Source organism: Herbaspirillum hiltneri N3 (assembly GCF_001267925.1).
Lineage (GTDB): Bacteria > Pseudomonadota > Gammaproteobacteria > Burkholderiales > Burkholderiaceae_D > Herbaspirillum > Herbaspirillum hiltneri.
This window is the reverse complement of record NZ_CP011409.1, coordinates 4096296-4120863: the sequence shown is the minus strand read 5'-3', so window position 1 is coordinate 4120863 and position 24568 is coordinate 4096296. Positions and strand designations below refer to the sequence as shown.

Genomic DNA, 24568 nt, shown 5'->3' with positions numbered 1-24568 from the left:
GGTGCAGTCAGGGATGACAGGGCAACGGCGCGGCGATTGCGCCGTCGCCCTTCTCCGGAATCAGGCGGACTTGCCGCCGAGAAAGCCGCCGAGCAGGTTGCCGATTTCCGAACCGAGATCGCCTCCGGATTCCGGCACCTGGCCGTTTGGCGTCAGATGATCGACCAGGCCGGGAAGAATCTGGGCCAGATGGCCGGCGATATCGCCTTGCGGAATCCCGGACGCTTGCGCCAGATTGCCCAGCTGATCGTCGCCCAGCGCTTGCGTCAGCTGATCTCCCGAGACCGGCTGGTTTTGGCCGGTGCCGATCCAGGAGTCGACGATCTGGCCGAGGCCGGCGTTTTGCAGGTTGCCCAGCAAGCCGCCCAACCCGCCTAAACCGCCACCGGACTGATTATTGGCAAGCATGCCGAGTACTGCCTGAATCAGCGCTGCTTTCGGATCGCTGCCGCCGATGGTGCCGCTGTTTGCGTTGCCGGTATTGTTGGCGAGTGCGCCGAGTACGCTGTCGAGTAAGCCCATGACAATTCTCCTGAATCAATAGTAAGGATGGCTCCGGCAAGACTGCATGACCGGAGACGGATCGCAAAAAAGATGCAACGTGAGGTAGTGCAACGGCCTGGCGCTCTCCGGCGTTGTCGAAAAAAGGGGAGATATCCGGCATTCCCCTGTTTTTGCTTTCGTTCGCTTCTCCCTCCTTACATCTCGCCCCAGATTGCATTGATCGCCGCCAACGCACTCAGGCCGGCGGTTTCCGTGCGGAGCACGCGCGGTCCCATCGACAGCATCAGCGCGCCCTGATTGCAGGCGAGGTTTTCTTCGGTTTCGGTAAATCCGCCTTCCGGTCCGATCACCAGGCTCAGCGCCTGCGCCGGATGATGACGCGCCCAGTCGGACAGCGATTGCTCGCCGCGCGGGGACAGCAGGATGCGCTTGTGCAGGTCGCTCTGGCCGATCCAGCTATTGAATTCGGTCAGCGGCGCCAGATGCGCCAGGCGGTTGCGGCCGCTTTGTTCGGCGGCGGCCTGGACGATGCCTTGCCAGTGGCTCTGCTTTTTTTCGGCGCGCTCGCTATTGAGCCGCACCACGCAGCGTTGCGCCGACAGCGGCTGGATCGCGGCCACGCCCAGTTCCATGGCCTTTTCGATGATCCAGTCCATCTTCGACGCTTCCGGCAGCGCCTGCGCCAGTGTGACGGCGTAGGACAGTTCGGCTTCGCGCGGCGAAAAGGTCTTGACCTCGGCGTGCACGCGCTTCTTTTCCATCTGTGTGATGACCGCCGTATATTCGCCGCCCTGGCCGTTGAACAGCGTGATCGGATTGCCCAGCTGCATCCGGATCACCTGGACATGGTGCGCAACCTGATCGGGCAGGGCCAGCGTCATGCCGATGGCCAGGGAGTCGGGACAGTAAAAACGGGGCATGTGGTGGGCGATCCGATAGAAAAATGGCAATTGGCGATGACTTGAGGCAACGACTTGACGGCGGCGTCGGCAAAAACGGGTAAAAAATTGTTTTTTGACATGCCCCGGCGGGCCGTGGGCATGGGCCGATTTTAATTCTTTGGGCTGGTCTCTGGTAAAATAGTTGGCTCAGTCTGGCTCGTTCCGGGAGTTCATCCGGGCCGGCCGGCAAGGCATCCGACACGCGCGCGTTAATTAACGTCAGGTCTGGTCAGGCCTGAATTGTTCGTAACGACGTAGTTCGACCGCAATCCGCAACTCTTTGACATCGACATGACTTCCACACTCCCTACCGACAAGATGGCCAACGCGATCCGCGCGCTGGCGATGGACGCAGTACAAAAAGCAAACTCAGGACACCCAGGCGCGCCGATGGGGATGGCGGAAATCGCAGTCGCATTGTGGGCCAAGCACTATCGCCACAATCCAACCAATCCGCAATGGGCCAACCGCGACCGTTTCGTGCTCTCGAACGGCCACGGCTCGATGCTGCAATACGCGCTGCTGCACCTGACCGGCTACGACCTGTCGATGGAAGAGATCAAGAACTTCCGCCAACTGCATTCCAAGACCGCCGGCCATCCGGAAGTCCATATCACCCCGGGCGTGGAAACCACCACCGGTCCGCTCGGCCAAGGCATCACCAATGCCGTCGGCATGGCGCTGGCTGAAAAGCTGCTCGCCGCCGAATTCAACAAGCCCGACCTGGCTGTCGTTGATCATTACACCTACGCCTTCGTCGGCGACGGCTGCCTGATGGAAGGCATCTCGCACGAAGCCTGTTCGCTGGCCGGCACATTGCGCCTGTCCAAGCTGATCGTGCTGTATGACGACAACGGCATCTCCATCGACGGCAAGGTCGAAGGCTGGTTCAAGGACGATACCCCGAAGCGTTTCGAAGCCTACGGCTGGAACGTGATCCCGGCGGTCGACGGCCACAATGTCGAAGCGGTCAACTCCGCCATCCATCAGGCCAAGCTGGCCGACAAGCCGACCCTGATCTGCTGCAAGACAGTCATCGGCAAGGGTTCGCCCAACCTGGCCGGCACCGACAAGGTCCACGGTGCAGCGCTGGGCGACAAGGAAGTCGCCGCCGTACGCGAAGCGCTGGGCTGGACTTCGGCGCCGTTTGAAATCCCGGCCGACATTTATTCCGCATGGGACGGCAAGGCGCAAGGCCAGCAACTGGAAGCCGACTGGAACAAGCTGTACCAGGCATACCAGGCCAAGTACCCGACTGAAGCCGCCGAACTGGTGCGCCGCCTGAAGGGCGAACTGCCGGCCGGTTTCGACGCGGCAGTGCAGGCTTACATCGCCAGCACCATCGACAAGAAAGAAACCATCGCCACCCGCAAGGCCAGCCAGAATGCGATCCAGGCCTACGCGCAAGTGCTGCCTGAATTCCTCGGCGGTTCGGCCGACCTGACCGGCTCCAACCTGACCAACTGGAAAGAATCGGTAGCCGTGCGCGCCGACGTCGCCGGCAACCACATCAACTACGGCGTGCGCGAATTCGGCATGAGCGCGATCATGAACGGCATCGCCCTGCATGGCGGCTACATCCCGTTCGGCGCGACTTTCCTGACCTTCTCCGACTACAGCCGCAACGCATTGCGCATGGCGGCGCTGATGAAGCTGCGCGCGCTGTTCGTGTTCACGCATGACTCCATCGGCCTGGGCGAAGACGGTCCGACGCATCAATCGGTCGAACACGTTTCCAGCTTGCGCCTGATCCCGAACCTGGACAACTGGCGTCCATGCGATACGGTCGAGTCGGCCGTGGCATGGGAACAAGCGGTCAAGCGCAACGACGGTCCGAGCACATTGATCTTCTCGCGCCAGAATTTGCCGTATCAGGAGCGTACCTCCCAGCAGGTCGCGGACATCAAGCGCGGCGGCTACATCCTGAAGGAAGCCAAGGACGCCAAGGTCATCCTCATCGCCACCGGTTCGGAAATCGAACTGGCGGTCAAGGCTGCCGACGAACTGGCGGCGCAAGGCATCCCGGCACGCGTCGTGTCGATGCCGTGCACCGATGTGTTCGATCGCCAGGACTCCGCCTACAAGGCCAGCGTTCTGCAACGCGGGGTACCGCGCGTGGCGATCGAGGCCGGCGTGACTTCCACGTGGTACAAGTATGTCGGCCTGGAAGGCGCCGTGGTCGGTATCGACACCTTCGGCGAATCGGCTCCGGCCGGCGTGCTATTCAAGCATTTCGGCTTCACGGTCGAGAATGTCGTCGCCAAGGCAAAGCTGATCCTGGCATGAGTCTGACCAAGGTCCCAGGGCAGGGTATCACCAACATCGTCGGTCCGGTAACGGTCCGGCGTGCAACAGTCGGCGATGCCGCCCTGATCGCTCAGGTGCGTATCGACAGCTGGCGCGCCGCTTACCGCGGCCTGATTCCAGATGCCTATCTGGACGGCATGAAGGTGGAAGACAGCACGCGCATGTGGACGCGCGTGCTGAGCGCGGCGTCCGATGCCGCCTGCACTTTTGTTGCCGAACTGGACGGCGAACTGGTCGGTTTCGCCGCCGGCATCACGCTGGCGGAACGCAAGCTGGATTTCGATGCCGAACTGACGGCCTTGTACGTCTTGCCTTCGGCCCAGCGCGCCGGCATCGGCCGCCGCCTGCTGACCGAGGTGGCTGCAACACTGGGCGCGGCAGGTGCGCCCAACATGCTGGTCTGGGTGCTGGCGCAAAACAAAAAGGCGCGCGATTTCTACGCGCACCTTGATGCGCAGCTGCTGGCAGAACAGACTTTCAAGTGGGACGAACTGGATTTGATCGAAGTCGCCTACGGCTGGCGCGATATCCGATCCATCGGCAGAATTACTACTGTTTCTTAAGGAGAAAACATGACTATCCGCGTCGCAATCAATGGCTATGGCCGCATCGGCCGCAACATCCTCCGCGCTCACTACGAAGGCGGTAAGAAGCACGACATCCAGATCGTGGCGATCAATGATCTCGGCGATCCGAAGACCAACGCCCACCTGACCCAATACGACACTACCCACGGCAAGTTCCCCGGCACCGTGACAGTCGACGGCGACTCCATCGTCGTCAACGGCGACCGCATCAAGGTGCTCGCGCAACGCAACCCGGCTGAACTGCCATGGGGCGAGCTGGGCGTCGACGTCGTGCTGGAATGCACCGGCTTCTTCACCACCAAGGAAAAGGCCAGCGCCCACCTGAAGGGCGGCGCCAAGAAGGTCATCATCTCCGCACCGGGTGGTAAGGACGTCGACGCAACCGTCGTGTTCGGCGTCAATGACGGCGTGCTGAAGGCGACCGATACCGTGATCTCCAATGCATCGTGCACCACCAACTGCCTGGCGCCGCTGGTCCAGCCGCTGCACGACAAGATCGGTCTGATCAACGGCCTGATGACCACCGTCCACGCTTACACCAACGACCAGGTCCTGACCGACGTCTATCACGAAGACCTGCGCCGTGCTCGCTCGGCCACCCAATCCATGATCCCGGCCAAGACCGGCGCCGCTTCCGCAGTCGGCCTGGTGCTGCCTGAACTGAACGGCAAGCTGGACGGCTACGCGATTCGCGTGCCGACCATCAACGTCTCGATCGTCGACCTGTCGTTCATCGCCGCGCGCGACACGACCGTGGACGAAGTCAACGCCATCATGAAGGCCGCTTCCGAAGCCGGTCCGCTGAAGGGCATCCTGACCTACAACACCGAACCGCTGGTGTCGGTCGACTTCAACCACAACCCGGCATCGTCGAACTTCGACTCCACGCTGACCAAGGTCTCCGGCCGTCTGGTCAAGGTTTCCTCGTGGTATGACAACGAATGGGGCTTCTCGAACCGCATGCTGGACACGACAGTAGCGCTGGTTTCGGCAAAATAATCGTCATTTTTGATTGATCCGGCCTAATTTGGCTTCTTTTCTTCGCATGCTTGTCAGGCGATGTCTAAGAAAATATCTTGGGCGGATCAATAACCAGGCGATGTGTTCTGGAAAGGCTGTTGCAAATCCGTTTTGCGATAGCCTTTTTTATTGACGATTCAACAATAATTAATCGAGGGCTGTAATGTCGTCATCTTCTTCAACACCGATTTTGCGTAGCCGCGGCGTCAAGCTGATCGCCATGCTGGCCCTGAGCTTCACCCTCGGCGCCTGCGACTATGTCGCCAGCTTCACCAAACCCAAGCAGACGCCCGAAGAAGCCAAGGCCGAAGGTATCGCGCTGGGCGCGGGTTGCCGCCAGGCCGGGCAGAGTCTGGAAGATTGCTACCAGCGCAACCCCGACAAGCTGAAGGCGGGTATTTTCGCCGGCTGGAAGGACATGCACGAATACATGGCGGCCAAGAATATCCCGACCGTGGTGCCGCCGCCGGTGCCTGAAAAGACCGAAGCCGATACCGCCAAGGAAAAGGAAGCGCCGAAGGACGACCGCGCGGCACGCCGTGAGCGCCGTGAGCGCGAGAAGGCTGAAAAAGCCGACAAGGACAGCAAGAGCAAGGACGGCGGCGACAGCAGCTCAAGCAAAAAGTGAGTAGACTGGGGGCGGGAGCGAATCGCCTGTATCGGTTCGCTGCGCACCGACCGGGACCGGGCAGTCAACAGTTTACAGCTCACTGTCTGAGGTTCAAGGTCTGAAATTCAAGGTCTGAAGTGCAGATCTGTTACGCGCCCCGCCAGTCGGGGCGTTTTTCATGGAATGAACAAGATGCAAGCCATCAAGAAACTGATTTCCGCCAACAAGGGCTTCCTGTGCTTTTTGCTCGGCATGCTGCTGATCCGCAGCGCCGTGGCGGACTGGTACGGCGTGCCGTCGGCATCGATGTATCCGACGCTGCTGATCGGCGACCGCATCATTTCGAACCGGCTTGCCTACGACGTCAAGCTGCCGTTCACCGACATCGTGGTCGGCCGCATTGCCGATCCCCAACGCGGCGACATCGTCACCTTCAGCTCGCCGGAAGACGGCACGCGCCTGGTCAAGCGCCTGATCGGCTTGCCCGGCGACATCGTCGAGATGCGCGACGAGCAACTCGTCATCAACGGCAAGCCGATGACCTACGACGCCGCAGCAGCCGCGCCGGCGTCGCACCGCATGCCCGATTACGACGGCAGCCAGATGATCGTCAGGGAAAGCCTGCCCGCCATGGCGCACGGCGTAATGCTGCTGCCCCAGCGCATGGCCTTGCGCAGCTTCGGGCCGCTGACCGTGCCGGCCGGGCAATACCTGGTGCTGGGAGACAATCGCGACGACAGCAAGGATTCACGCTATATCGGTTTCGTGCCGCGTGCTTTGCTGACCGGCCGTGTCAGCCGTGTGATGTTTTCGCTCGATCCGCAACGTCATTATTTGCCGCGCGTAAAGCGTTTCGGCGCGGCGTTGCAGGACGCCGGTTAAGCGGGCGTTGCGCGCTGAAGGGGGGCAGGTTTTGCATTTCTTGACAATGCAGGGCATCATGCTCGCTCGCCATGCAAGACAACTACAATATGAACGCTCCCCTGATCGTCAAGTCGCCGCACATCCATCCCCACGTCCCCGAGACCGCCTTCGGCATCTGGTTCCTGCAAACCAACACCTGGACCTTGCACGTGCTGGAACGCGCTTTCAAGGATATCGAGCCGCTGATCCCGGAGCGGCGTGCATCGTATCCGGTGGTGGCCGACGTCGGTTGCGGCTGGGGCCGTTCGCTCAAGAAGCTGCATGATCGCTTTGCGCCCCAACGCCTGATCGGGATGGACATCGATCCGGCCATGCTGGACGCTTCCGCGAAGGAGGCCGCCGGCGCCGGCATCCGTGCGGAATTCATCCAATGCTCAAGCTCGCACATGACGCTGGAAGACAATAGCGTCGACCTACTGTTTTGCCACCAGACTTTCCATCACCTGGTCGAGCAGGACGAGGCGATCCAGGAATTTTTCCGCGTACTCAAGCCGGGCGGCATCCTGCTGTTTGCCGAGTCGACCAAGCGCTACATCCATTCATGGATGATCCGGCTGCTGTTTCGCCATCCGATGGAAGTGCAGAAGACTGCTGGCGAATATCTGGCGCTGGTGCGTAGCGCCGGCTTCCAGGTTGCGCCGCAGTCGATTTCCTATCCCTATCTGTGGTGGAGCCGCGAAGACCTGGGTCTGCTGGAGCGCGTGCTGCGCATCAAGCCGAATGCGGTGCGCGAAGAAACCCTGATCAACCTGGTCGCGGTCAAGCCGTCCGTCTGAATCCGACATCCGATGCTGCGGCAGCCGGTCCGTTCAGTCCCGGCCGCAGCATCTGCAAACTAGCGTCATCCCCCGAACACTTCTGCCCACAGCCGCTTGACGCTGTCGCTTTCTTTTTGCACGCGTTCGACGGGGGTGCGTGCGCGCTCTTCGCCTTGCAGCCGGATCTGATGCTGCAGCTTGCGGAACAGGCGATAGGCGCCGGCGACTTCATCGGCCAGCGCGGCGTCGATCAGTCCCAGCGAGCCGCATAATTTGAGCAGCGCGATGTTGCCGATGTCGCCGGTCAGCTGCTGGTATTGCGAGGCGTATCGCAGCACCAGGAATTGCACCAGGAACTCGATATCGATCATGCCGCCGTCGTCATGCTTGAGATCGAACAGCGTACTGGGATTGGGATGCGCCTGGTGCATCTTCATGCGCATGCCGAGCACTTCCTGGGTCAGTTTCTGCGGGTCGCGCTCCTGCCGCAGCAGGTCTTCGCGCAGGGCTTCGAAACGGTTGCCGATGCCGGTGTCGCCGGCGCAATAGCGCGCTCGCGTGAGAGCCTGGTGTTCCCACACCCAGGCCGAGGTGCGCTGGTATTTTTCGAAGGTCGCAAACGACGATACCAGCAGGCCGCTGGCGCCGTCCGGCCGTAGCGCGATATCGATGTCGAACAGCGTGCCGGCGGGCGTGTGGGACGTCATCCAGGTGATGAAGCGCTGCGCCAGCTTGGCGTACAGGCCGGGCGCTTCCTGATCGTCGTCGTCATAGAGAAACACCACGTCGAGGTCGGACACGTAGCCGAGCTCCTTGCCGCCCAGCTTGCCGTAGGCGATCACGGTGAATTGCGGCGCTTCGCGATGGCGGTTGGCGATGGTTTGCCAGACCGCCTGGATGGTGGCGGCGACCAGGATGTCGGCCAGCGCGGACAGGTGGTCGGCCAGATGCTCGACGCTGAGGTCGCCTTCCAGATCCTGCGCCAGCAAGCGGAACAGCTGGGCGTGATGGACTTCGCGCAGGATGTCCATTTGCCGCTCGGTGTCGCCCGGCGCGGTATCGAGCTGGCGCTGGCAATCCTGGGCGAACGCCGGCCAGTCGGGTTGGGCCTTGAGGTTGCGGTCGTCCAGCAATTCGTCGAGCAGGATGGGATGCTGGGTCAGGTATTGTGCGGCCCAGTCGCTGGCCGCCATCATGCGGATGACCCGCGTCAGCGCATGCGGGTATTCGGTCAGCAGCGCCAGATAGGCGGCGCGGCGCGCAATCGCCTCGAAGAAATCAAGCAGCCGGCGCAAGGTCGGCAGGCGTTTGTCGGGCATCGCGCCGATGATCGGCAGCGCCGAGTTGATCAGCGTCATCAGCCGCGTGCGGCTGGCTTCCGGCAGCGATTGCAAGCGTGGCGACTGCAGTGTCGCCAGCACGCGCTGGGTAGCGCCGTCGACGTCGTCGTAGCCGAGCAGGGTGAGCGTATCGGCGATCGACTCGGCGCTCTCGCCGTCGTTGAGTTCGCAGGCGGCGCCGTCGCCTTCCGAATCCGCCCGATCGTCGGTATTGCTGCCGCCTTGCTTGTCGCTGAAGATGGTGTCGAATTGTCCGGCCACGATGCGGCGATGGCGTTCCAGTTCCGCCAGCAATGTGGCGACGTCGCCGTAACCCATCATCTGCGCGACGATCAGCTGGTCGCTGTCGTTGACCGGCAGCGTGTGGGTTTGCGCGTCTTCCAGATATTGCAGGCGATGTTCAAGGTTGCGCAGGAAGGTGTAGGCTTCCAGCAATTGTTCGACCACGGCCGGCTCCAGCAAGTTCTTGTCGGCCAGCGTGCGCAGGGTGACGCGGGTGGAGCGGTCGCGCAGTTCGGGGTCGCGGCCGCCGCGGATCAGCTGAAACACCTGGCTGGTGAATTCGATTTCCCGGATACCGCCACGGCCGAGCTTGACGTTGTTGCTGCGTTCCGGATGCAGCGACTCCTGACGTTTGACCTCGGCGCGGATCTGCGCATGCATCGAGCGCAGCGCGTCAATCGAGCCGAAATCCAGGTAGCGGCGATAGATGAACGGCCGGCTGATCGCTTCCAGCGCGGCGATGTCACTTTCCGTGCCAGTCAGTGCGCGGGCCTTGGTCCAGGCGTAGCGCTCCCATTCGCGGCCCTGGCGGATCAGGTATTCCTCGACCATGTTGTGGCTGGCCACCAGCGGGCCGGAGGCGCCATTGGGGCGCAGCGCCATGTCGACACGGAAGGTGAAGCCGTCACCGGTGATCTCGGACAGCGCCGCGATCAGCTTCTTGCCCAGCCGGATGAAGAATTCATGGTTCGACAGCGAGCGCTGGCCGGGCTGGTCGGCCAGCGTGTCGCCGTCTTCGGGATAGACGAAGATCAGGTCGATATCGGAGGACACGTTGAGCTCGCCGCCGCCCAGCTTGCCCATGCCCAGGACGATCATTTCCTGTGCGTTGCCCGATTCCTCGCCGATCGGCATGCCGTAGAGGGCGGTCAGCTCCTGCATCAAGGCCTGCAGATGGGTCTGGACGGCGAAATCGGCGAATTCGCTCATGGTCCGGACGACTTCGGCCAGATCGGCCTTGCCGCTGAGATCGCGCTCGATCAGCGTGCAGACGATCAGGTTGCGCAGCCGCCGCATCGGGCCGTTGAGCGCGGCCGCGCCGGTTTCCGAAGCGCCGGCGGCATTGATATCATTTTGTAAAACGCGCTCGAAAACCGCGCGGTCCAGGGATAATTGCGAGAATTCCGCCAGTTGGGCGGGGCGCGCTGCATCGGCATTGGCCCAACGGGCCAGGAACCGGGAGGCCGTCATGCTGTCGAGGAGGGAGTTAGTCACAAATTGTCGGGATATCGGGTTGAATACGAGGTTAAAGATGGTAAAGCCAGGGGTTTCCTCCTTGAAAACGGGCATCCGTCCTCTAGGTCAAACCACGCTTCCATGCGATGATGCAGGGCTAAGAACTTGTTCACGATCTGTAGCGAGAGGTCGTCAGCCGGTGTCGGACGGAGCGGAGCTCAGTTGCGTAACCCTTGGAATGTACTTGAGTACATGAGGATTCCGAGCACCGCCCGGCGCCGGATCACGGCCTCGCAGTAAGATCGTGAACAGGTTCTAAGACGTTTGTTTCATTCTACCGTGAGTTTTTCCTCTTGCCCCTGATGTCCGAAGACCAACACGACGCTATTTCGCCGACCAGCCGTCGCGCTGCCGCCTGGGGCGCGGCCAAGAGCTGTTATTACCATCTGAGCAGCGCCACGCGCCGCGTCATCGGGGTCGTCTTCAAGCTGCTGGTGCTGGCGTACTTCGTGTTTTGTGCGCTGTTCCTGACGCTGCGCTACGGCATCCTGCCGGAAATCGACAGCTACAAGGGCGACATCGAAAAGATCGCCACGCGCGCCGTCGGCCGTCCGGTCACCATCACGGATATCGACGCTGCATGGAGCGGGTTGCGGCCGCAGCTGGAACTGACCGGCGTCGTCATCTACGACGCCGCGGGGCAGGCGGCGCTGACCTTGCCCAAAGTCTCCGCCACGTTGTCCTGGACCACGGTGCTGGTGGGCGAGCTGCGTTTCGACAATCTGACTATCCTGCGGCCCGATTTATCGGTGCTGCGCGACGTTGACGGCAAGTTCTTCGTCGCCGGCCTGCCGGCCTCCAGCGGCAAGGACAACAGCGCCGGCGCCGACTGGCTGCTGTCGCAACGCGAAGTGGTGATTCGCGACGGCAAGATTCGCTGGCGCGACGACAAGCGCGGCGCACCCGAGCTGGCACTCGACAAGGTCGACCTGGTGCTGCACAACCAATGGCGCCTGCACCAGATGGCGCTGAAGGCAACGCCGCCGGCGGACTATGCCGCGCCGCTCGATGTGCGCGCCAATTTTTACCATCCCAGCTTCGCCAACAAGATCTCCGACGTGACGCGCTGGAAGGGCACCCTGTACGCCGATGTGCGCAACACCGACCTCGCCGTCTGGAAGGCCTACGTCGACTATCCGCTGGAACTGAACCAGGGGCGCGGTTCCGTGCGCGCCTGGCTGGACCTGGATCACACCAAGGTCGCCAACTTTACCGCCGACCTCAGCCTCACCAATCTGTCGGCGCGGCTGGACAAGAAACTCGAGCCGCTGCAACTCGCGCGTGTCAGTGGACGCATATCCGGCAGCGAGATCTACGCTCCCGACCTGCAGGACGGCATTCCGACTTTCGGCGCCAACGGCCACAAGCTGACGCTGAGCAATTTTTCACTGGAGACCGACGACGGCTTCGCGCTGCCGCCGACCACGATTTCCGAAGTGTTTGAACCGGCCACGCGCTTCCGCCCGGAAAAAATGATGGTGGAAGCAAAACTGCTCGACCTCGCCATTCTTTCCGACCTCGCCGGCCGTCTGCCGCTGACCCCGTCGCAGCACAAGCTGCTGGCCGATCTGGCGCCACGCGGCCAGCTCAAGGATTTCTCGGTGCAATGGGAAGGCAGTTATCCCGAGGTGCGCGCCTATCGCATCCGCGGCGCCTTCAGCGGCTTGGGCATGCAGCCGCAGGCAGCGCGCCTGGCCCAGCCCAAGACCGCGACGCAAGCCGCGCGCGCCGGCGCGCCGGCAATTCCCGGCTTTGCCAACCTGGACGGACAGATTGACGCGACCGAACGCGGCGGCAAACTGAGCGTGGCGTCGCAGGACGCGGCGCTGCAACTGCCGGCATTGTTCGCCGATGCCGCCATGCCGTTCGACAAGCTCAACCTGCAAAGCCATTGGGAAATCCAGAAGAACGAAATCCTGCAATTTCATATCGACAGCCTCGACTTCGCGCAGGAGGGCGCGGCCGGCACGCTCAGCGGCAACCATACGCTGCCGCTGCAAGGCAAGTCGCCCGGCGTCATTGATCTGAAAGCCAGGCTGTCGCGTTTCGACCTGCAGAAATTGTCGCGGTATCTGCCGCTGCACACCTCCAAGCCGGCCGTGGATTGGATCAGCGGGGCGTTGCTTGACGGCGAGGCTACCGATGTCGACATCGTCGCGCGCGGGGACCTTGCCGACTTCCCGTTCCGCAACGTCAAGCCGGGGAGCAAGAATCCTGGCGAATTCAAGGTTTCCGGCAAGTTCGACAAACTCAAGATCAACTATGCGCCGTCGCATACCGGCAAGGATGGCAAGTCGCCGGAATGGCCGCTGCTGGAGGATGTCCGGGGCACCATCTCGATCGACCGCACGCGGCTGGAGATTCTGGCCGATTCGGGCAAGACCCACGGCGTCGCGGTGTCGGACGTGAAGGCTGTCATTCCCGATTTGCTGAATGCCGAATCGTCGCTGGAAATCGACGGCAGCGCGGCCGGCGCGATGCCGGATTTCCTGCGCTATGTGAAGGACAGTCCGGTGGCGCACTGGATCGGCAATTTCACCGAAGACAGCCAGTCCACCGGCAACGCCAGGCTGCAATTGAAGTTCCAGTTGCCGCTGCATCACATGATCGAGGCCAAGGTCGACGGCGCGCTGCAATTCCTCAACAACGACGTGGCGCTGCTGGCTGGATTGCCGACCGTCTACCGCACCAACGGCAAGCTCGAGTTCAATGAAAAAGGCTTCAACCTGAACGGCATCAAAGGCATGTTCCTCAACGAGCCGGTCACGGTGGCGGGCGGCACCCAGCGCGATGGTACGACGCTGGTCAAGGTCGACGGCGCGATCACCGCCGACGGCTTGCGCAAGGCCTACGGCGAACCTGTCCTCCAGCGTTTGCTGGGCCGTCTGAGCGGCGCTTCGCGCTATACCGCCACGATCGCGGTGCGCCAGCATCTGCCGGAAATCACCATCGAGTCCAGCCTGCAGGGACTGGCGGTGGATTTGCCGGCGCCGATGCAGAAGACCGCCGGCGAAAGCTGGCCGTTGAAGTTCGAAATCATCGGCATGCCTTCCGCCGACCCCTTGCTCCAGCGCGATGAACTCAGACTGTCGCTCGGTTCGGTCCTGGCGGCGCGCTATCAGCGCCAGAAGGTGCCCGGCAAAGCCGACTGGCAGGTGCTGAGCGGCGGCATCGGCTTCGGCCAGGCGGCGCCGCAACCGGACAGCGGCCTGGCGATATACGCCAGCGCCAAATCGATGAACATCGATCAGTGGATGAGTTTCCGCTCGGCCATGCTGCAGCAGGCCGACGGCAGCGAGGGCGCTCCCGATCCGGGCCTGAGCGCCTATCTGGAACCTGACGTGATCGCCGGACGCACCAGCGAATTGCTGCTGATGGGCAAGAAACTCGACAATGTCGTGCTGGGCGCTTCGCATCAGAACAAGGCCTGGCAGGTGAACATTTCTTCCGACCAGGCCACCGGTTACGCCACCTGGAGCGAATCGGGCAGCGGCCGCGGACTGGGACGCGTCACGGCCCGGCTGGCCACGCTGAATATCCAGAAGGGCGCCGGCGCCGATCCTGCCGACCTGCTGGAAAACAACGCCGCGGCCGCCGACAGCACCAATAGCGCCAGCCGCATCCCGGCGCTGGACATCGTGGCGGAAGATTTTCGCCTGTTCGGCAAGAAGCTCGGCCGCCTCGAACTCAACGCCAACAACGTGCGCGTCAGCGTCGGCAGCGAATGGCGCATCAACAAGCTCACGCTGATCAATCCTGACGCCGAGCTGCGCGCCGCCGGCAACTGGATGGCGTTCGGTCGCAACAACACCTCCAACCTGACCTATGCGCTGGACATCAACGATGCCGGCAAGCTGCTGGAACGCTTCGGTTTCGTCGGCGTGGTGCGCGGCGGCAAGGGGAAACTCGACGGCGACGTCAGCTGGAAGGGGTTGCCGTATTCGCTGGACATTCCGACCCTCAGCGGCCAGGTCCATATGGACATGCATTCGGGCCAGTTCCTCAAGGTCGACCCGGGTGCGGCCAAGCTGCTCGGCGTGCTCAATTTGCAGGCGTTGCCGCGTCGCCTTGTGCTGGATTTCCGCGATGTGTTTTCGGAAGGCTTTGCATTCGACAACATCGTCGGCACTGCTTCCATTGCGCAAGGCGTCGCCACCACCGACAATCTCAAGATGACCGGCGTGGCGGCGTCGGTGCTGATGAACGGTTCGGCCGACATCGCCAGGGAAACCCAGAACCTGCACCTGGTGGTGATCCCCGAGGTCAACCTCGGCACGGCGTCGCTGGTGGCGCTGGCGATCAATCCGGTGGTCGGCGTCGGCACTTACCTGGCGCAGCTGTTCCTGCGCAACCCGCTGATGAAGACGCTGACCTTTGAATATAATGTAACCGGGTCCTGGAGCGATCCGCTGGTCGTCAAGCAGGAGCGCACCCCCGACGCCAACAGCAAACCTGCCGCCAAATAATATTCATACGGCATTCCGATGACGCCGCTTTCCGGCGCAACCGATTTCCAGCGAGGCTGACATGAATGAAACGTACAAAGTCGCGGCGATACAGATGGTGTCGACGCCCGAGGTCGAAGAGAATTTCGCGGCCGCGCGCCGGCTGGTCGGACAAGCCGCAGAGCAGGGCGCGCAACTGGTGTTGCTGCCGGAATACTGGCCCATCATGGGCATGCACGAAAAAGCCAAGCTTGCGCACGCCGAACAAACCGACATCGGCAAGATCCAGGATTTCATGGTCGCGCTGGCGAGCGAGTTCAAGGTCTGGCTGATCGGCGGCACCTTGCCGATGGCCTCCGAAGAAGCCGACAAGGTGCTCAACACCACCATGGTCTATGACCCGGCCGGCCGCCGCGTGGCGCGCTACGACAAGATCCATCTGTTCAGTTTCGTGCGCGGCGAAGAGGCTTACGACGAAGCGCGCACGATCGTCTTCGGCAACGAAGTCGGAGGCTTTACCGCGCCGTTCGGCAAGGTCGGCCTGTCGATTTGCTACGACCTGCGTTTCCCCGAGTTGTACCGTGCCATGGGAGACTGCGCGCTGATCGTGGTGCCGGCGGCATTCACCCACACCACCGGCCAGGCGCACTGGGAAACCCTGCTGCGCGCCCGCGCCATCGAGAACCAGTGCTATATCCTGGCGTCGGCGCAAGGCGGCAAGCATGTCAACGGCCGCCGCACCTGGGGGCATAGCATGCTGATCGATCCGTGGGGCGAAGTTGTCAGCGTACTGGCCGAGGGCGAAGGCCTTGTTATCGGCGACATCGACCCCCATCGTCTACAATACGTACGTGAAAGCCTGCCTGCGCTCAAGCATCGCAAGCTCTAGGTGCATGCAAGGCACCCAACAGTTGCTGTAATTAAATAAATAATTTATGAAAACATTCGAACCCAATCTCAGCGCGCTCGGCGTTGCACGCGATGTCCTGCTCACGCCGTTCGGCCTCGACGAAGCCAAATTGCTGAAAACACTGGGCACCATGTTTACGCACAAGGTCGATTACGCCGACCTGTATTTCCAGTTCACCAAGAGCGAAGGCTGGAGCCTGGAAGAGGGCATCGTCAAGACCGGCAGCTTTTCCATCGACCAGGGCGTCGGCGTGCGCGCCGTGTCGGGCGACAAGACGGCGTTCTCGTATTCGGATGAAATCTCGGAATCGATCCTGCTCGACGCCGCTGCGGCAACCCGCACCATCGGCCGCCAGGGCGCCGGCCGCGTCAAGATCGCCGGCAGCATGCAAGCCAACGGCGGTCGTTCCCTCTATTTGCCGCACGATCCGCTGACCTCGCTGGATGCGACCGCCAAGGTCAATCTGCTGGAACGCATCGAACGCATCGCCCGCGCCAAGGATCCGCGCGTCGTGCAAGTCATGGCCAGCCTGGCCGGTGAATACGACGTGGTGCTGGTGGCGCGTAGCGACGGCATCATCGCCGCCGACATTCGTCCGCTGGTGCGCGTGTCCATCACCGTCATTGCCGAACAGAACGGTCGCCGCGAAATGGGCAGCAGCGGCGGTGGCGGTCGCTACAGCTATGCTTACTTCAGCGACGAATTGCTGGAAAAATACGCCTCCGAAGCAGTCTCCACCGCCTTGGTCAATCTCGACGCACGTCCGGCGCCGGCCGGCCCGATGACCGTCGTGCTCGGACCGGGCTGGCCCGGCATTCTGCTGCACGAAGCGATCGGCCACGGCCTCGAAGGCGACTTCAACCGCAAGGGTTCGAGCACCTTCTCCGGCCGCATCGGCGAGCGCGTCGCCGCCAAGGGCGTCACCGTGGTGGATGACGGCACTATCGCCGATCGCCGCGGTTCACTCAATATCGACGACGAAGGCAATCCGACCCAGTGCACCACGCTGATCGAGGACGGCATTCTTAAGGGTTACATCCAGGACACCATGAATGCGCGCCTGATGAAGATGCCGGTGACCGGCAATGCGCGCCGCGAATCGTTTGCACATCTGCCGATGCCGCGCATGACCAACACCTACATGCTGGCCGGCGACAAGGATCCTGCCGAAATTCTGGCGTCGGTGAAGAACGGTTTGTATGCCGTCAACTTCGGCGGCGGCCAGGTCGACATTACCAACGGCAAGTTCGTCTTCTCGGCGAGCGAAGCCTACATGATCGAGAACGGCAAGATTACCTATCCGGTCAAGGGCGCCACGCTGATCGGCAACGGTCCTGATGTGCTGAACCGCGTTTCGCTGATCGGCAACGACATGAAACTCGATTCCGGCGTCGGCGTGTGCGGCAAGGAAGGCCAGAGCGTCCCGGTCGGCGTGGGTCAGCCGACCTTGCGCATCGATGGCGTCACGGTGGGCGGTACGGCATAAATTGTGCGTGGAGGGCATTGGGTGACGGTTTAAATGCAAAAAAACGTCATTCAATGCGGTTTTTGTGAAAAATTAATGACCGGTGTTGCCAAAGCCGGGAAATTGTTGCATTATCGTTTTCTGTTGTAATTAACCATAGATCGAACAATGTCTTTCGTCCGCGCTTACTTCTTTTATTTTTACTTTAGCTATTCCAGCCCCACGGCGGTGAAAAGCGGTAAGCGTTCGTAAGTAGAGACCAAACCGAATTTCTAAAAAACCGCCAGTGATGGCGGTTTTTTTTTACCCATTCGAATTCCCAAATTCAGATTGCAATCAGGAGAAAAAATGCCGCGCACCGACGATCTACGTATCCGAGAAATGAAAGAACTTACACCTCCCTCGCACCTGATCCGCGAATTCGGCGGCAGCGAAAAAGTCGAGAACACCACCGCGGAATGCCGTACCGCCTTGCATCGCATCCTGCACGGCCAGGACGACCGCGTCATGGTCGTGATCGGACCCTGCTCGATCCACGACACCAAGGCCGCGATGGAATACGCACGCCGCCTGGTGGTCGAGCGCGAACGCTTCAAGGGCGAGCTGGAAATCGTCATGCGCGTCTACTTCGAAAAGCCGCGCACCACGGTCGGCTGGAAGGGCCTGATCAACGATCCGTACATGGACAACAGCTTCCGCATCAACGACGGCCTGCGCACTGCGCGCGAGCTGCTGCTGAACATCAACGAGCTCGGCCTGCCTGCCGGCACCGAGTTCCTCGACGTGATCAGCCCGCAATACATCGCCGACCTGATCAGCTGGGGCGCCATCGGTGCGCGCACCACCGAATCGCAGGTGCACCGCGAACTGGCTTCCGGCCTGTCGTGCCCGGTCGGTTTCAAGAATGGCACCGACGGCAACATCAAGATCGCCGTCGACGCCATCAAGGCGGCGTCGCAGCCGCACCATTTCCTGTCGGTCACCAAGGGCGGCCACTCGGCCATCGTCTCGACCGCCGGCAACGAGGATTGCCACATCATCCTGCGGGGCGGCAAGGCGCCGAACTATGACGCCGCCAGCGTGGAAGCTGCCTGCCAGGACATCGCCAAGAGCGGCCTGGCGGCGCGCCTGATGATCGACGCTTCGCACGCCAACAGCTCGAAGAAGCCCGAGAATCAAATCCCTGTCTGCGCAGACATTGCCGGCCAGATCGCCGGTGGCGACACCCGCATCGTCGGCGTGATGGTCGAGTCGAATCTGGTTGCCGGTCGCCAGGACCTGGTGCCGGGCAAGGAACTGACCTACGGCCAGTCGATCACCGACGGTTGCATCAACTGGGAAGAAAGCCTGGGCGTGCTGCAAGGTCTGGCGGACGCGGTCAAGCAACGCCGTCTGATCGGCGACAAGGAATAAGAACCCTTGGAATGTAGTTGCAGGCAGAACAAGAAGCTCCGCATGTCGGGGCTTCTTTTCATTCCGGCACTGTATGTTGGCTTGGCATTCCGTCAACTTGATTTTTGAGGCACAGGGCGCACAATGAGCGTCCTGATTTCATCAAAAGGAGACAAGCATGGCCAATCCTTCCCAAGTCAAGGCGATCCCCGACGGCATGCACACGCTGACGCCGCATCTGGTCTGCGCGGGCGCTGCGCAGGCGATTGAATTCTACAAACAGGCTTTCGGCGCCATCGAACTGGCTCGCCTGCCGGGCCCCGACGGCAAGCTCATGCATGCCATGGTGCGCATCGGCGATTCGTCATTGATGCTGGTCGATGAAATGCCCGAGTGGGGCTCGCGCGGTCCGCACCTTCTGGGTGGTTCGCCGGTCACCATCCATCTTTACGTGGAAGACGCCGATGCCGTGTTTGCTCAGGCGCAGTCGGCTGGCGCCACGGTCAAGCTGCCGCTGTCCGACATGTTCTGGGGCGACCGCTACGGCCAGCTCGAAGACCCGTTCGGTCATCGCTGGTCGATTGCCACGCACCAGCGAGATCTGTCGCCTGCCGAGATCAAGGAGGGGATGGACAACATGAGCAAGGAACAGAAGCTGCAATGCGGCCCGTAACGTGCGGCAACGTGCGCTGCAATGAAAAAACGCCGGCATGCACCGGCGTTTTTCTATTGCTGCTTCATGAACTCACGTCATAAGTTCACGTCACAAGCTCACTCCCCCAACTTCAGAAGATCAATCGCGGAAGTTATTGAATTCCAGCGGCAGATCCTTGATCTCCTTGCGCAGCATCGCCATGGCGGCCTGCAGGTCGTCGCGCTTGGCGCCGGTCACGCGCACGGCGTCGCCCTGGATGCTGGCCTGCACCTTCATCTTGCTGTCCTTGATGACGCGCACGATCTTCTTCGCATCTTCGGTCTCGATGCCGTTCTTGATCTTGATCACTTGCTTGACCTTGTCGCCGCCGATCTTTTCAATCTTGCCGTAGTCGAGGAAGCGCACGTCGACGTTGCGCTTGGTCATCTTGTTGGTCAGCACGTCGGTCACCTGGCTGAGCTGGAATTCCGAGTCGGCGTAGGCGGTCAGCTCGCGCTCTTTCAGTTCGACGCGGGCGTCGCTGCCCTTGAAGTCGAAGCGGGTGGTGATTTCCTTGTTGGCCTGGTCGTTGGCATTCTTGACTTCAACCAGATTGGCTTCGGAGACGGTATCAAACGATGGCATGGCGATTTCCTTTATATCCTGTGGGCGCGCGCAAGGTGGGAAAAACTGAGACAGGGCGCTTGCACCCGAAAGATGTGATTTTAACGGACAACCGGCTTTGCGGCTATGCCCGCGCCGTGTCTGCACGTGGAACAAGCCGTCGGGCAGGCTATAATCCTGCGCTTATGTTTCCCATTCCAGTTCAGCGCGATTTCTCCCTGCGCCATCTCAATACCTTCGGCATTGACGCCAAGGCGGCCGCCTATTTGACGGTCGATGACGCCGATACTTTGCTCGCGGTAAAAAACGACAAGGAATTGTCGGTGCTGCCGCGCCTGGTCCTCGGCGGCGGCAGCAATCTGCTGCTGACGCAGGATTTCGCAGGCCTGGTGCTCCACATGCGCAGCGCCGGCATGCGTATTGTCGGCGAGGACGAAACCTTTGTGTACGTGACCGCCGCCGCCGGCGAAAACTGGCATCGTTTCGTGCAGTGGACCCTCGATCTCGGCCTTGGCGGATTGGAGAACCTGTCCCTGATCCCCGGCAGCGTCGGGGCGGCGCCGATTCAGAACATCGGCGCTTACGGGATTGAAGTGAAAGATCGCTTTCACAGCCTGACGGCTTTCGATTTCATCGACGGCAAGACATTTACGCTCGACAATGCCGCGTGCCGGTTCGCTTACCGGGACAGTGTTTTCAAACAGGAACTGCGCGACCGCGCCGTGGTGCTCGACGTGACGTTTGGCTTGCCCAAGCAATGGCAAGCCAATATGAATTATGCCGACGTCATGCAGGAATTGTCGCTGCGGCAAATCACCGTGCCGTCGCCGCGCGACATTGCCGACGCGGTGATTGCGATCCGCACGCGCAAGCTGCCCGATCCGGCGCAGATCGGCAACGCCGGCAGCTTCTTCAAGAACCCCATCGTGCCGGCGCAGCAGCGCGAAGCCTTGCTGGCGCAACATCCGCAACTAGTGAGTTATCCGCAGCCCGATGGCGGCTACAAGCTGGCTGCCGGCTGGCTGATCGATCAGTGCGGCTGGAAGGGCAGGTCGCTGGGTGCGGCCGGCGTGTATGAAAAGCAGGCGCTGGTGCTGGTCAACAAAGGCGGCGCCAGCGGCAAGGAAATCGCGGCATTGGCACAGGCCATCCAGGCGGATGTGCAGGCCAGATTCGGCGTGAAGCTGGAACCGGAGCCGGTGTTTATCTGATCCGGTTCACGGAGAAAAGCGACACGCAAACAAAAACGCGGCCAGGAAAACCTGGCCGCGTTTTTGTTTGCTGCGTTCCGGCGATTAACCGAAGTGGCAGACGTAATCCACCGTCTCGGTCACTTCGATCTCGAAGCTGGAGTCGCCCGGAACGTTGAAGCTGGTGCCGGCCGCATAGGTCTTCCAGGCGTCTTCGCCCTTCAGGCGGACGTTGCAACTGCCGCCATTGATTTCCATGATTTCCGGTGCGCCGGTGTTGAACGTCAGCGACGAGGGCAGGATTACGCCCAGCGTCTTCTTGGTGCCGTCGGCGAAAATCACGGTATGCGAAACGCACTTGCCGTCAAAGTAAACATTGCCCTTTTTGAGGACGGTAACGTTGTCGAATTGAGTCGTCATGTTGTCTTGGTTCCGTTGAGAGGTTGCGTAATTACTTCGCGTTCTTGTCTTTTTCCAGCAGCGGCAGCGACACGGCGTTGCTGGTTGCCAGCAGGCCGGTGCTTTGGTAGATCGCCAGCTTCTGACGGGTGTCGACGATGTCGAGGTTGCGCATGGTCAGCTGGCCGATACGGTCCTGCGGCGTGAAGGCGCCTTCGCCCTTTTCCATGGTCAGGCGTTCCGGTTGATAGGTCAGGTTGGCCGACTCGGTGTTGAGGATCGAGTAGTCGTTGCCGCGGCGCAGTTCGACGGTGACTTCGCCGGTGATGGCGCGTGCGACCCAGCGTTGTGCGGTTTCACGCAGCATGATCGCCTGCGAATCGAACCAGCGGCCTTGATACAGCAGGCGGCCGAGCTTGCGGCCGTTGTCGCGGTATTGCTCGATGGTGTCTTCGTTATGGATGCCGGTGATCAGGCGCTCGTAGGCAATGAACAGCAGGGCCAGGCCCGGCGCTTCATAGATGCCGCGGCTCTTGGCTTCAATGATGCGGTTTTCGATCTGATCGCTCATGCCGAGGCCGTGACGGCCGCCGATGCGATTGGCTTCCAGGATCAGGTCGGTCATGCTGTCGAAGGTTTTGCCGTTCAACGCGACCGGACGGCCTTCTTCAAAACGGACGGTGACGGTCTCGGCCTTGACTTCGACGTCGTCGCGCCAGAACGCTACGCCCATGATCGGTTGCACGATCTTGATGCCGCTGTTAAGGAATTCCAGGTCTTTCGCTTCGTGGGTCGCGCCGAGCATGTTGGAATCGGTCGAGTAGGCCTTTTCCACCGACATCTTGTAGTCGAAACCGGACTTGATCATGAACTCGGACATTTCCTTGCGGCCGCCCAGTTCGTCGATGAAGGTATTGTCCAGCCATGGCTTGTAGATGCGCAGGTTGGGGTTGACCAGCAGGCCGTAGCGGTAGAAACGCTCGATGTCGTTGCCCTTGAAGGTGCTGCCGTCGCCCCAGATGTCGACGTTGTCTTCGCGCATCGCGGCCACCAGCATGGTGCCGGTTACGGCACGGCCCAGCGGTGTGGTGTTGAAGTAAGTCACGCCGGCAGTAGAGATGTGGAAAGCGCCGCTTTGCAGCGCTGCGATGCCTTCGTTGGCCAATTGTTCGCGGCAATCGATCAATCGCGCCAGTTCCGCGCCGTATTGCATGGCCTTCTTCGGAATCGCGTCGTAGTCAGGCTCGTCCGGCTGACCCAGGTTGGCGGTGTAGGCGTAAGGAATGGCGCCTTTCTGGCGCATCCAGGTCAGCGCGGCGCTGGTATCGAGGCCGCCGGAGAAGGCGATGCCGACTTTTTCGTTGACCGGAACGGATTGCAGGATATTGGACATGATGTTCGTAGTGGCTAGTGATGGCGGATTGTTGAACTTGCTGGTTTGCCGATGCTACGCGGGCGCGTGGCAGACAACTTCGATGTTGTGCCCGTCCGGATCGCGGACGAAGGCGCTGTAGTAATCGGGGTGGTAATGCGCACGAATGCCGGGAGCGCCGTTGTCCTTGCCGCCGGCTTGCAGGGCGGCCTGGTAAAAGGCGTCGACCGGGCCTCGCGAATTCACGCGAAAGGCGAAATGCAGCGTCGGGCTGTGCGCCGGCTTGCCGGCGGTGGCACGCGCCAGCCAGAAATCAGGCTTGGGTGCTTCGCCGAAACCGGCAACGTCGGTGTCGCCAGTGACCGACGCGGGCAACTCCATCAGCAATGTGTAGCCGATGGGCGCCAATGCCTGGGTATAAAACGCCTTGGTGCGATCGTAATCGGAAGGAGTAAAGCCGGCATGGTCGATCATGCTACTTTCCCCAGGACGAGATATTCGAGCAATGCCTTTTGCACATGCAGGCGGTTTTCGGCTTCTTCCCAAACCACCGATTGCGGACCGTCGATGACTTCGGCGGAAACTTCCTCGCCGCGATGCGCCGGCAGGCAGTGCATGAACAAGGCGTCCTTGCGTGCACGCGCCATCTTGGCCTGATCGACGATCCAGCCGTCAAAGGCTTTCAGGCGCGCAGCGTTTTCATCTTCGTAACCCATGCTGGTCCAGACGTCGGTCGTCACCAGATCGGCGTCCTGGCAGGCATCGGCCGGATTGGCGAAGAAGGTGTAGCGTCGGTTGCCAGGGCTGACCTGCTTCATATCGATATCGTAGCCTTTCGGCGTCGAGACGTTGACGTGGAAGCCGAACACTTCGGCGGCTTGCAGCCACGAATACAGCATGTTGTTGGCGTCGCCGATCCAGGCCACGACCTTGTCCTTGATCGAACCGCGTTGCTCGATGTAGGTGAACACATCGGCCAGTACCTGGCAGGGATGCTGCTCGTTGGTCAGGCCGTTGATGACCGGCACGCGCGAATAGGCGGCGAAGCGGTCGATGATTTCCTGGCCGAAGGTGCGGATCATGATGACGTCGCACATGCGCGACATCACCTGTGCAGCGTCTTCGATCGGCTCGCCGCGGCCGAGCTGGCTGTCGCGGGTGTTGAGGTAGATCGCCGCGCCGCCGAGCTGGTGCATGCCGGCTTCGAAGGACAGGCGGGTGCGTGTGGAATTCTTCTCGAAGACCATGACCAGCGTGCGATCGGCCAGCGAGTGATGCGGCTCGTAGTTTTTGAATTTGCGTTTAATCACACGCGACCGCTCGATCACGTACTCATACTCATCAAGCGTAAAGTCGGAAAACTGCAGGTAGTGTTTGATTGCCATAAATAAAAACGGCGGCCAGTGGGCGCCTGCCGCCGATTGTTGTAACTGCTTCAATTATAAGGGATTCGGGGCAAAAAGATACCCAAAAGCAGGCATGAGAGGGCCAACTTGCAAGAGGCGTGGGTATGCAGGCTTGCGGCGCAAGGAGAGAACTCGCGAATGTCTGAAAACTTGCCTTTCTTGCAATTCAATCCGGACTTTTTTTGTTTTTGAATTGAGCTTCCTCGGTATGTATCTGGAAGT

Annotated in this window: 20 protein-coding genes; 12 read left to right on the top strand and 8 right to left on the bottom strand. The window is 61.1% G+C overall.

The features are described from left to right. Positions 1–60 precede the first annotated feature (60 nt). Entirely contained in the window at positions 61–522 is a 462-nt protein-coding gene (locus F506_RS18655; protein WP_053199906.1) for a YidB family protein, read from the bottom strand. A gap of 176 nt (positions 523–698) precedes the next feature. Beyond that, positions 699–1424, bottom strand: coding sequence for a 16S rRNA (uracil(1498)-N(3))-methyltransferase (locus F506_RS18650; RefSeq protein ID WP_053199905.1), 726 nt, complete (start codon positions 1422–1424; stop codon positions 699–701). Positions 1425–1736: 312 nt separating this feature from the next. Here F506_RS18650 and tkt point away from each other — a divergent pair, with 312 nt between their 5' ends. The 6 genes from tkt (at position 1737) to F506_RS18620 (ending at position 7669) form a co-directional block, all read left to right on the top strand. Continuing rightward, positions 1737–3731 (top strand): transketolase, encoded by a 1995-nt coding sequence (tkt, locus tag F506_RS18645; RefSeq protein WP_053199903.1) that lies wholly within the window; start codon positions 1737–1739, stop codon positions 3729–3731. Further along, the gene (locus F506_RS18640; RefSeq protein ID WP_053199901.1) at positions 3728–4315 is read left to right on the top strand and encodes a GNAT family N-acetyltransferase; all 588 of its coding nucleotides are present in this window, start codon (positions 3728–3730) and stop codon (positions 4313–4315) included. Before tkt ends, F506_RS18640 begins: the two co-directional genes overlap by 4 nt. Positions 4316–4324: 9 nt before the next feature. Continuing rightward, entirely contained in the window at positions 4325–5338 is a 1014-nt protein-coding gene (gene gap, locus F506_RS18635; protein ID WP_053199900.1) for a type I glyceraldehyde-3-phosphate dehydrogenase, read from the top strand. A 184-nt stretch (positions 5339–5522) separates the two neighbouring features. Then, positions 5523–5987, top strand: a complete 465-nt coding sequence (locus tag F506_RS18630; RefSeq protein WP_053199898.1) for a hypothetical protein — start codon at positions 5523–5525, stop codon at positions 5985–5987. Positions 5988–6161: 174 nt separating this feature from the next. Then, positions 6162–6851, top strand: coding sequence for a signal peptidase I (lepB, locus tag F506_RS18625; protein ID WP_053201783.1), 690 nt, complete (start codon positions 6162–6164; stop codon positions 6849–6851). 89 nt (positions 6852–6940) lie between these two features. Continuing rightward, complete coding sequence (locus F506_RS18620; RefSeq protein WP_053201782.1) at positions 6941–7669, top strand: class I SAM-dependent methyltransferase; 729 nt, start codon at positions 6941–6943, stop codon at positions 7667–7669. Positions 7670–7734: 65 nt separating this feature from the next. Here the strand turns inward: F506_RS18620 and glnE are convergent, their stop codons facing one another. After that, a complete protein-coding gene (glnE, locus tag F506_RS18615; RefSeq protein ID WP_235471567.1) occupies positions 7735–10464 on the bottom strand; it encodes a bifunctional [glutamate--ammonia ligase]-adenylyl-L-tyrosine phosphorylase/[glutamate--ammonia-ligase] adenylyltransferase in 2730 nt (909 codons plus the stop codon). Positions 10465–10811: 347 nt separating this feature from the next. Between glnE and F506_RS18610 the strand changes: the two genes are divergently transcribed. From F506_RS18610 to F506_RS18590, 5 genes are all read left to right on the top strand, one after another. After that, positions 10812–14975 (top strand): YhdP family protein, encoded by a 4164-nt coding sequence (locus F506_RS18610; protein ID WP_053201780.1) that lies wholly within the window; start codon positions 10812–10814, stop codon positions 14973–14975. A 61-nt stretch (positions 14976–15036) separates the two neighbouring features. Next, entirely contained in the window at positions 15037–15843 is an 807-nt protein-coding gene (locus tag F506_RS18605; RefSeq protein ID WP_053199895.1) for a carbon-nitrogen hydrolase family protein, read from the top strand. 46 nt (positions 15844–15889) lie between these two features. Next, positions 15890–17350 carry a metalloprotease TldD gene (tldD, locus tag F506_RS18600; protein ID WP_053199893.1) on the top strand — a complete coding sequence of 487 codons (1461 nt, stop codon included), beginning with the start codon at positions 15890–15892 and terminating at the stop codon, positions 17348–17350. Positions 17351–17677: 327 nt separating this feature from the next. Further along, the gene (gene aroG / locus F506_RS18595; protein ID WP_053199892.1) at positions 17678–18742 is read left to right on the top strand and encodes a 3-deoxy-7-phosphoheptulonate synthase AroG; all 1065 of its coding nucleotides are present in this window, start codon (positions 17678–17680) and stop codon (positions 18740–18742) included. A 157-nt stretch (positions 18743–18899) separates the two neighbouring features. Next, entirely contained in the window at positions 18900–19394 is a 495-nt protein-coding gene (locus F506_RS18590) for a VOC family protein (protein WP_053199890.1), read from the top strand. A 120-nt stretch (positions 19395–19514) separates the two neighbouring features. On the opposite strand, the gene F506_RS18585 is transcribed toward F506_RS18590, so the two are convergent. Beyond that, positions 19515–20000, bottom strand: coding sequence for a YajQ family cyclic di-GMP-binding protein (locus F506_RS18585; RefSeq protein ID WP_053199888.1), 486 nt, complete (start codon positions 19998–20000; stop codon positions 19515–19517). A gap of 164 nt (positions 20001–20164) precedes the next feature. Between F506_RS18585 and murB the strand changes: the two genes are divergently transcribed. Next, positions 20165–21190: a UDP-N-acetylmuramate dehydrogenase gene (gene murB, locus F506_RS18580; protein ID WP_053199886.1), complete on the top strand. Its 1026-nt coding sequence runs from the start codon at positions 20165–20167 to the stop codon at positions 21188–21190. A gap of 84 nt (positions 21191–21274) precedes the next feature. Here the strand turns inward: murB and ppnP are convergent, their stop codons facing one another. The 4 genes from ppnP to argF are packed head-to-tail and all read right to left on the bottom strand — an operon-like array spanning position 21275 to position 24325. Then, a complete protein-coding gene (gene ppnP, locus F506_RS18575) occupies positions 21275–21589 on the bottom strand; it encodes a pyrimidine/purine nucleoside phosphorylase (protein WP_016832939.1) in 315 nt (104 codons plus the stop codon). A 31-nt stretch (positions 21590–21620) separates the two neighbouring features. Continuing rightward, a complete protein-coding gene (gene argG, locus F506_RS18570) occupies positions 21621–22961 on the bottom strand; it encodes an argininosuccinate synthase (RefSeq protein WP_053199884.1) in 1341 nt (446 codons plus the stop codon). A 54-nt stretch (positions 22962–23015) separates the two neighbouring features. Continuing rightward, positions 23016–23414: a VOC family protein gene (locus F506_RS18565; RefSeq protein ID WP_053199882.1), complete on the bottom strand. Its 399-nt coding sequence runs from the start codon at positions 23412–23414 to the stop codon at positions 23016–23018. Continuing rightward, complete coding sequence (gene argF / locus F506_RS18560; protein ID WP_053199880.1) at positions 23411–24325, bottom strand: ornithine carbamoyltransferase; 915 nt, start codon at positions 24323–24325, stop codon at positions 23411–23413. The genes F506_RS18565 and argF overlap by 4 nt, the downstream gene beginning before the upstream one ends. Between the last annotated feature and the right edge of the window lie 243 nt (positions 24326–24568).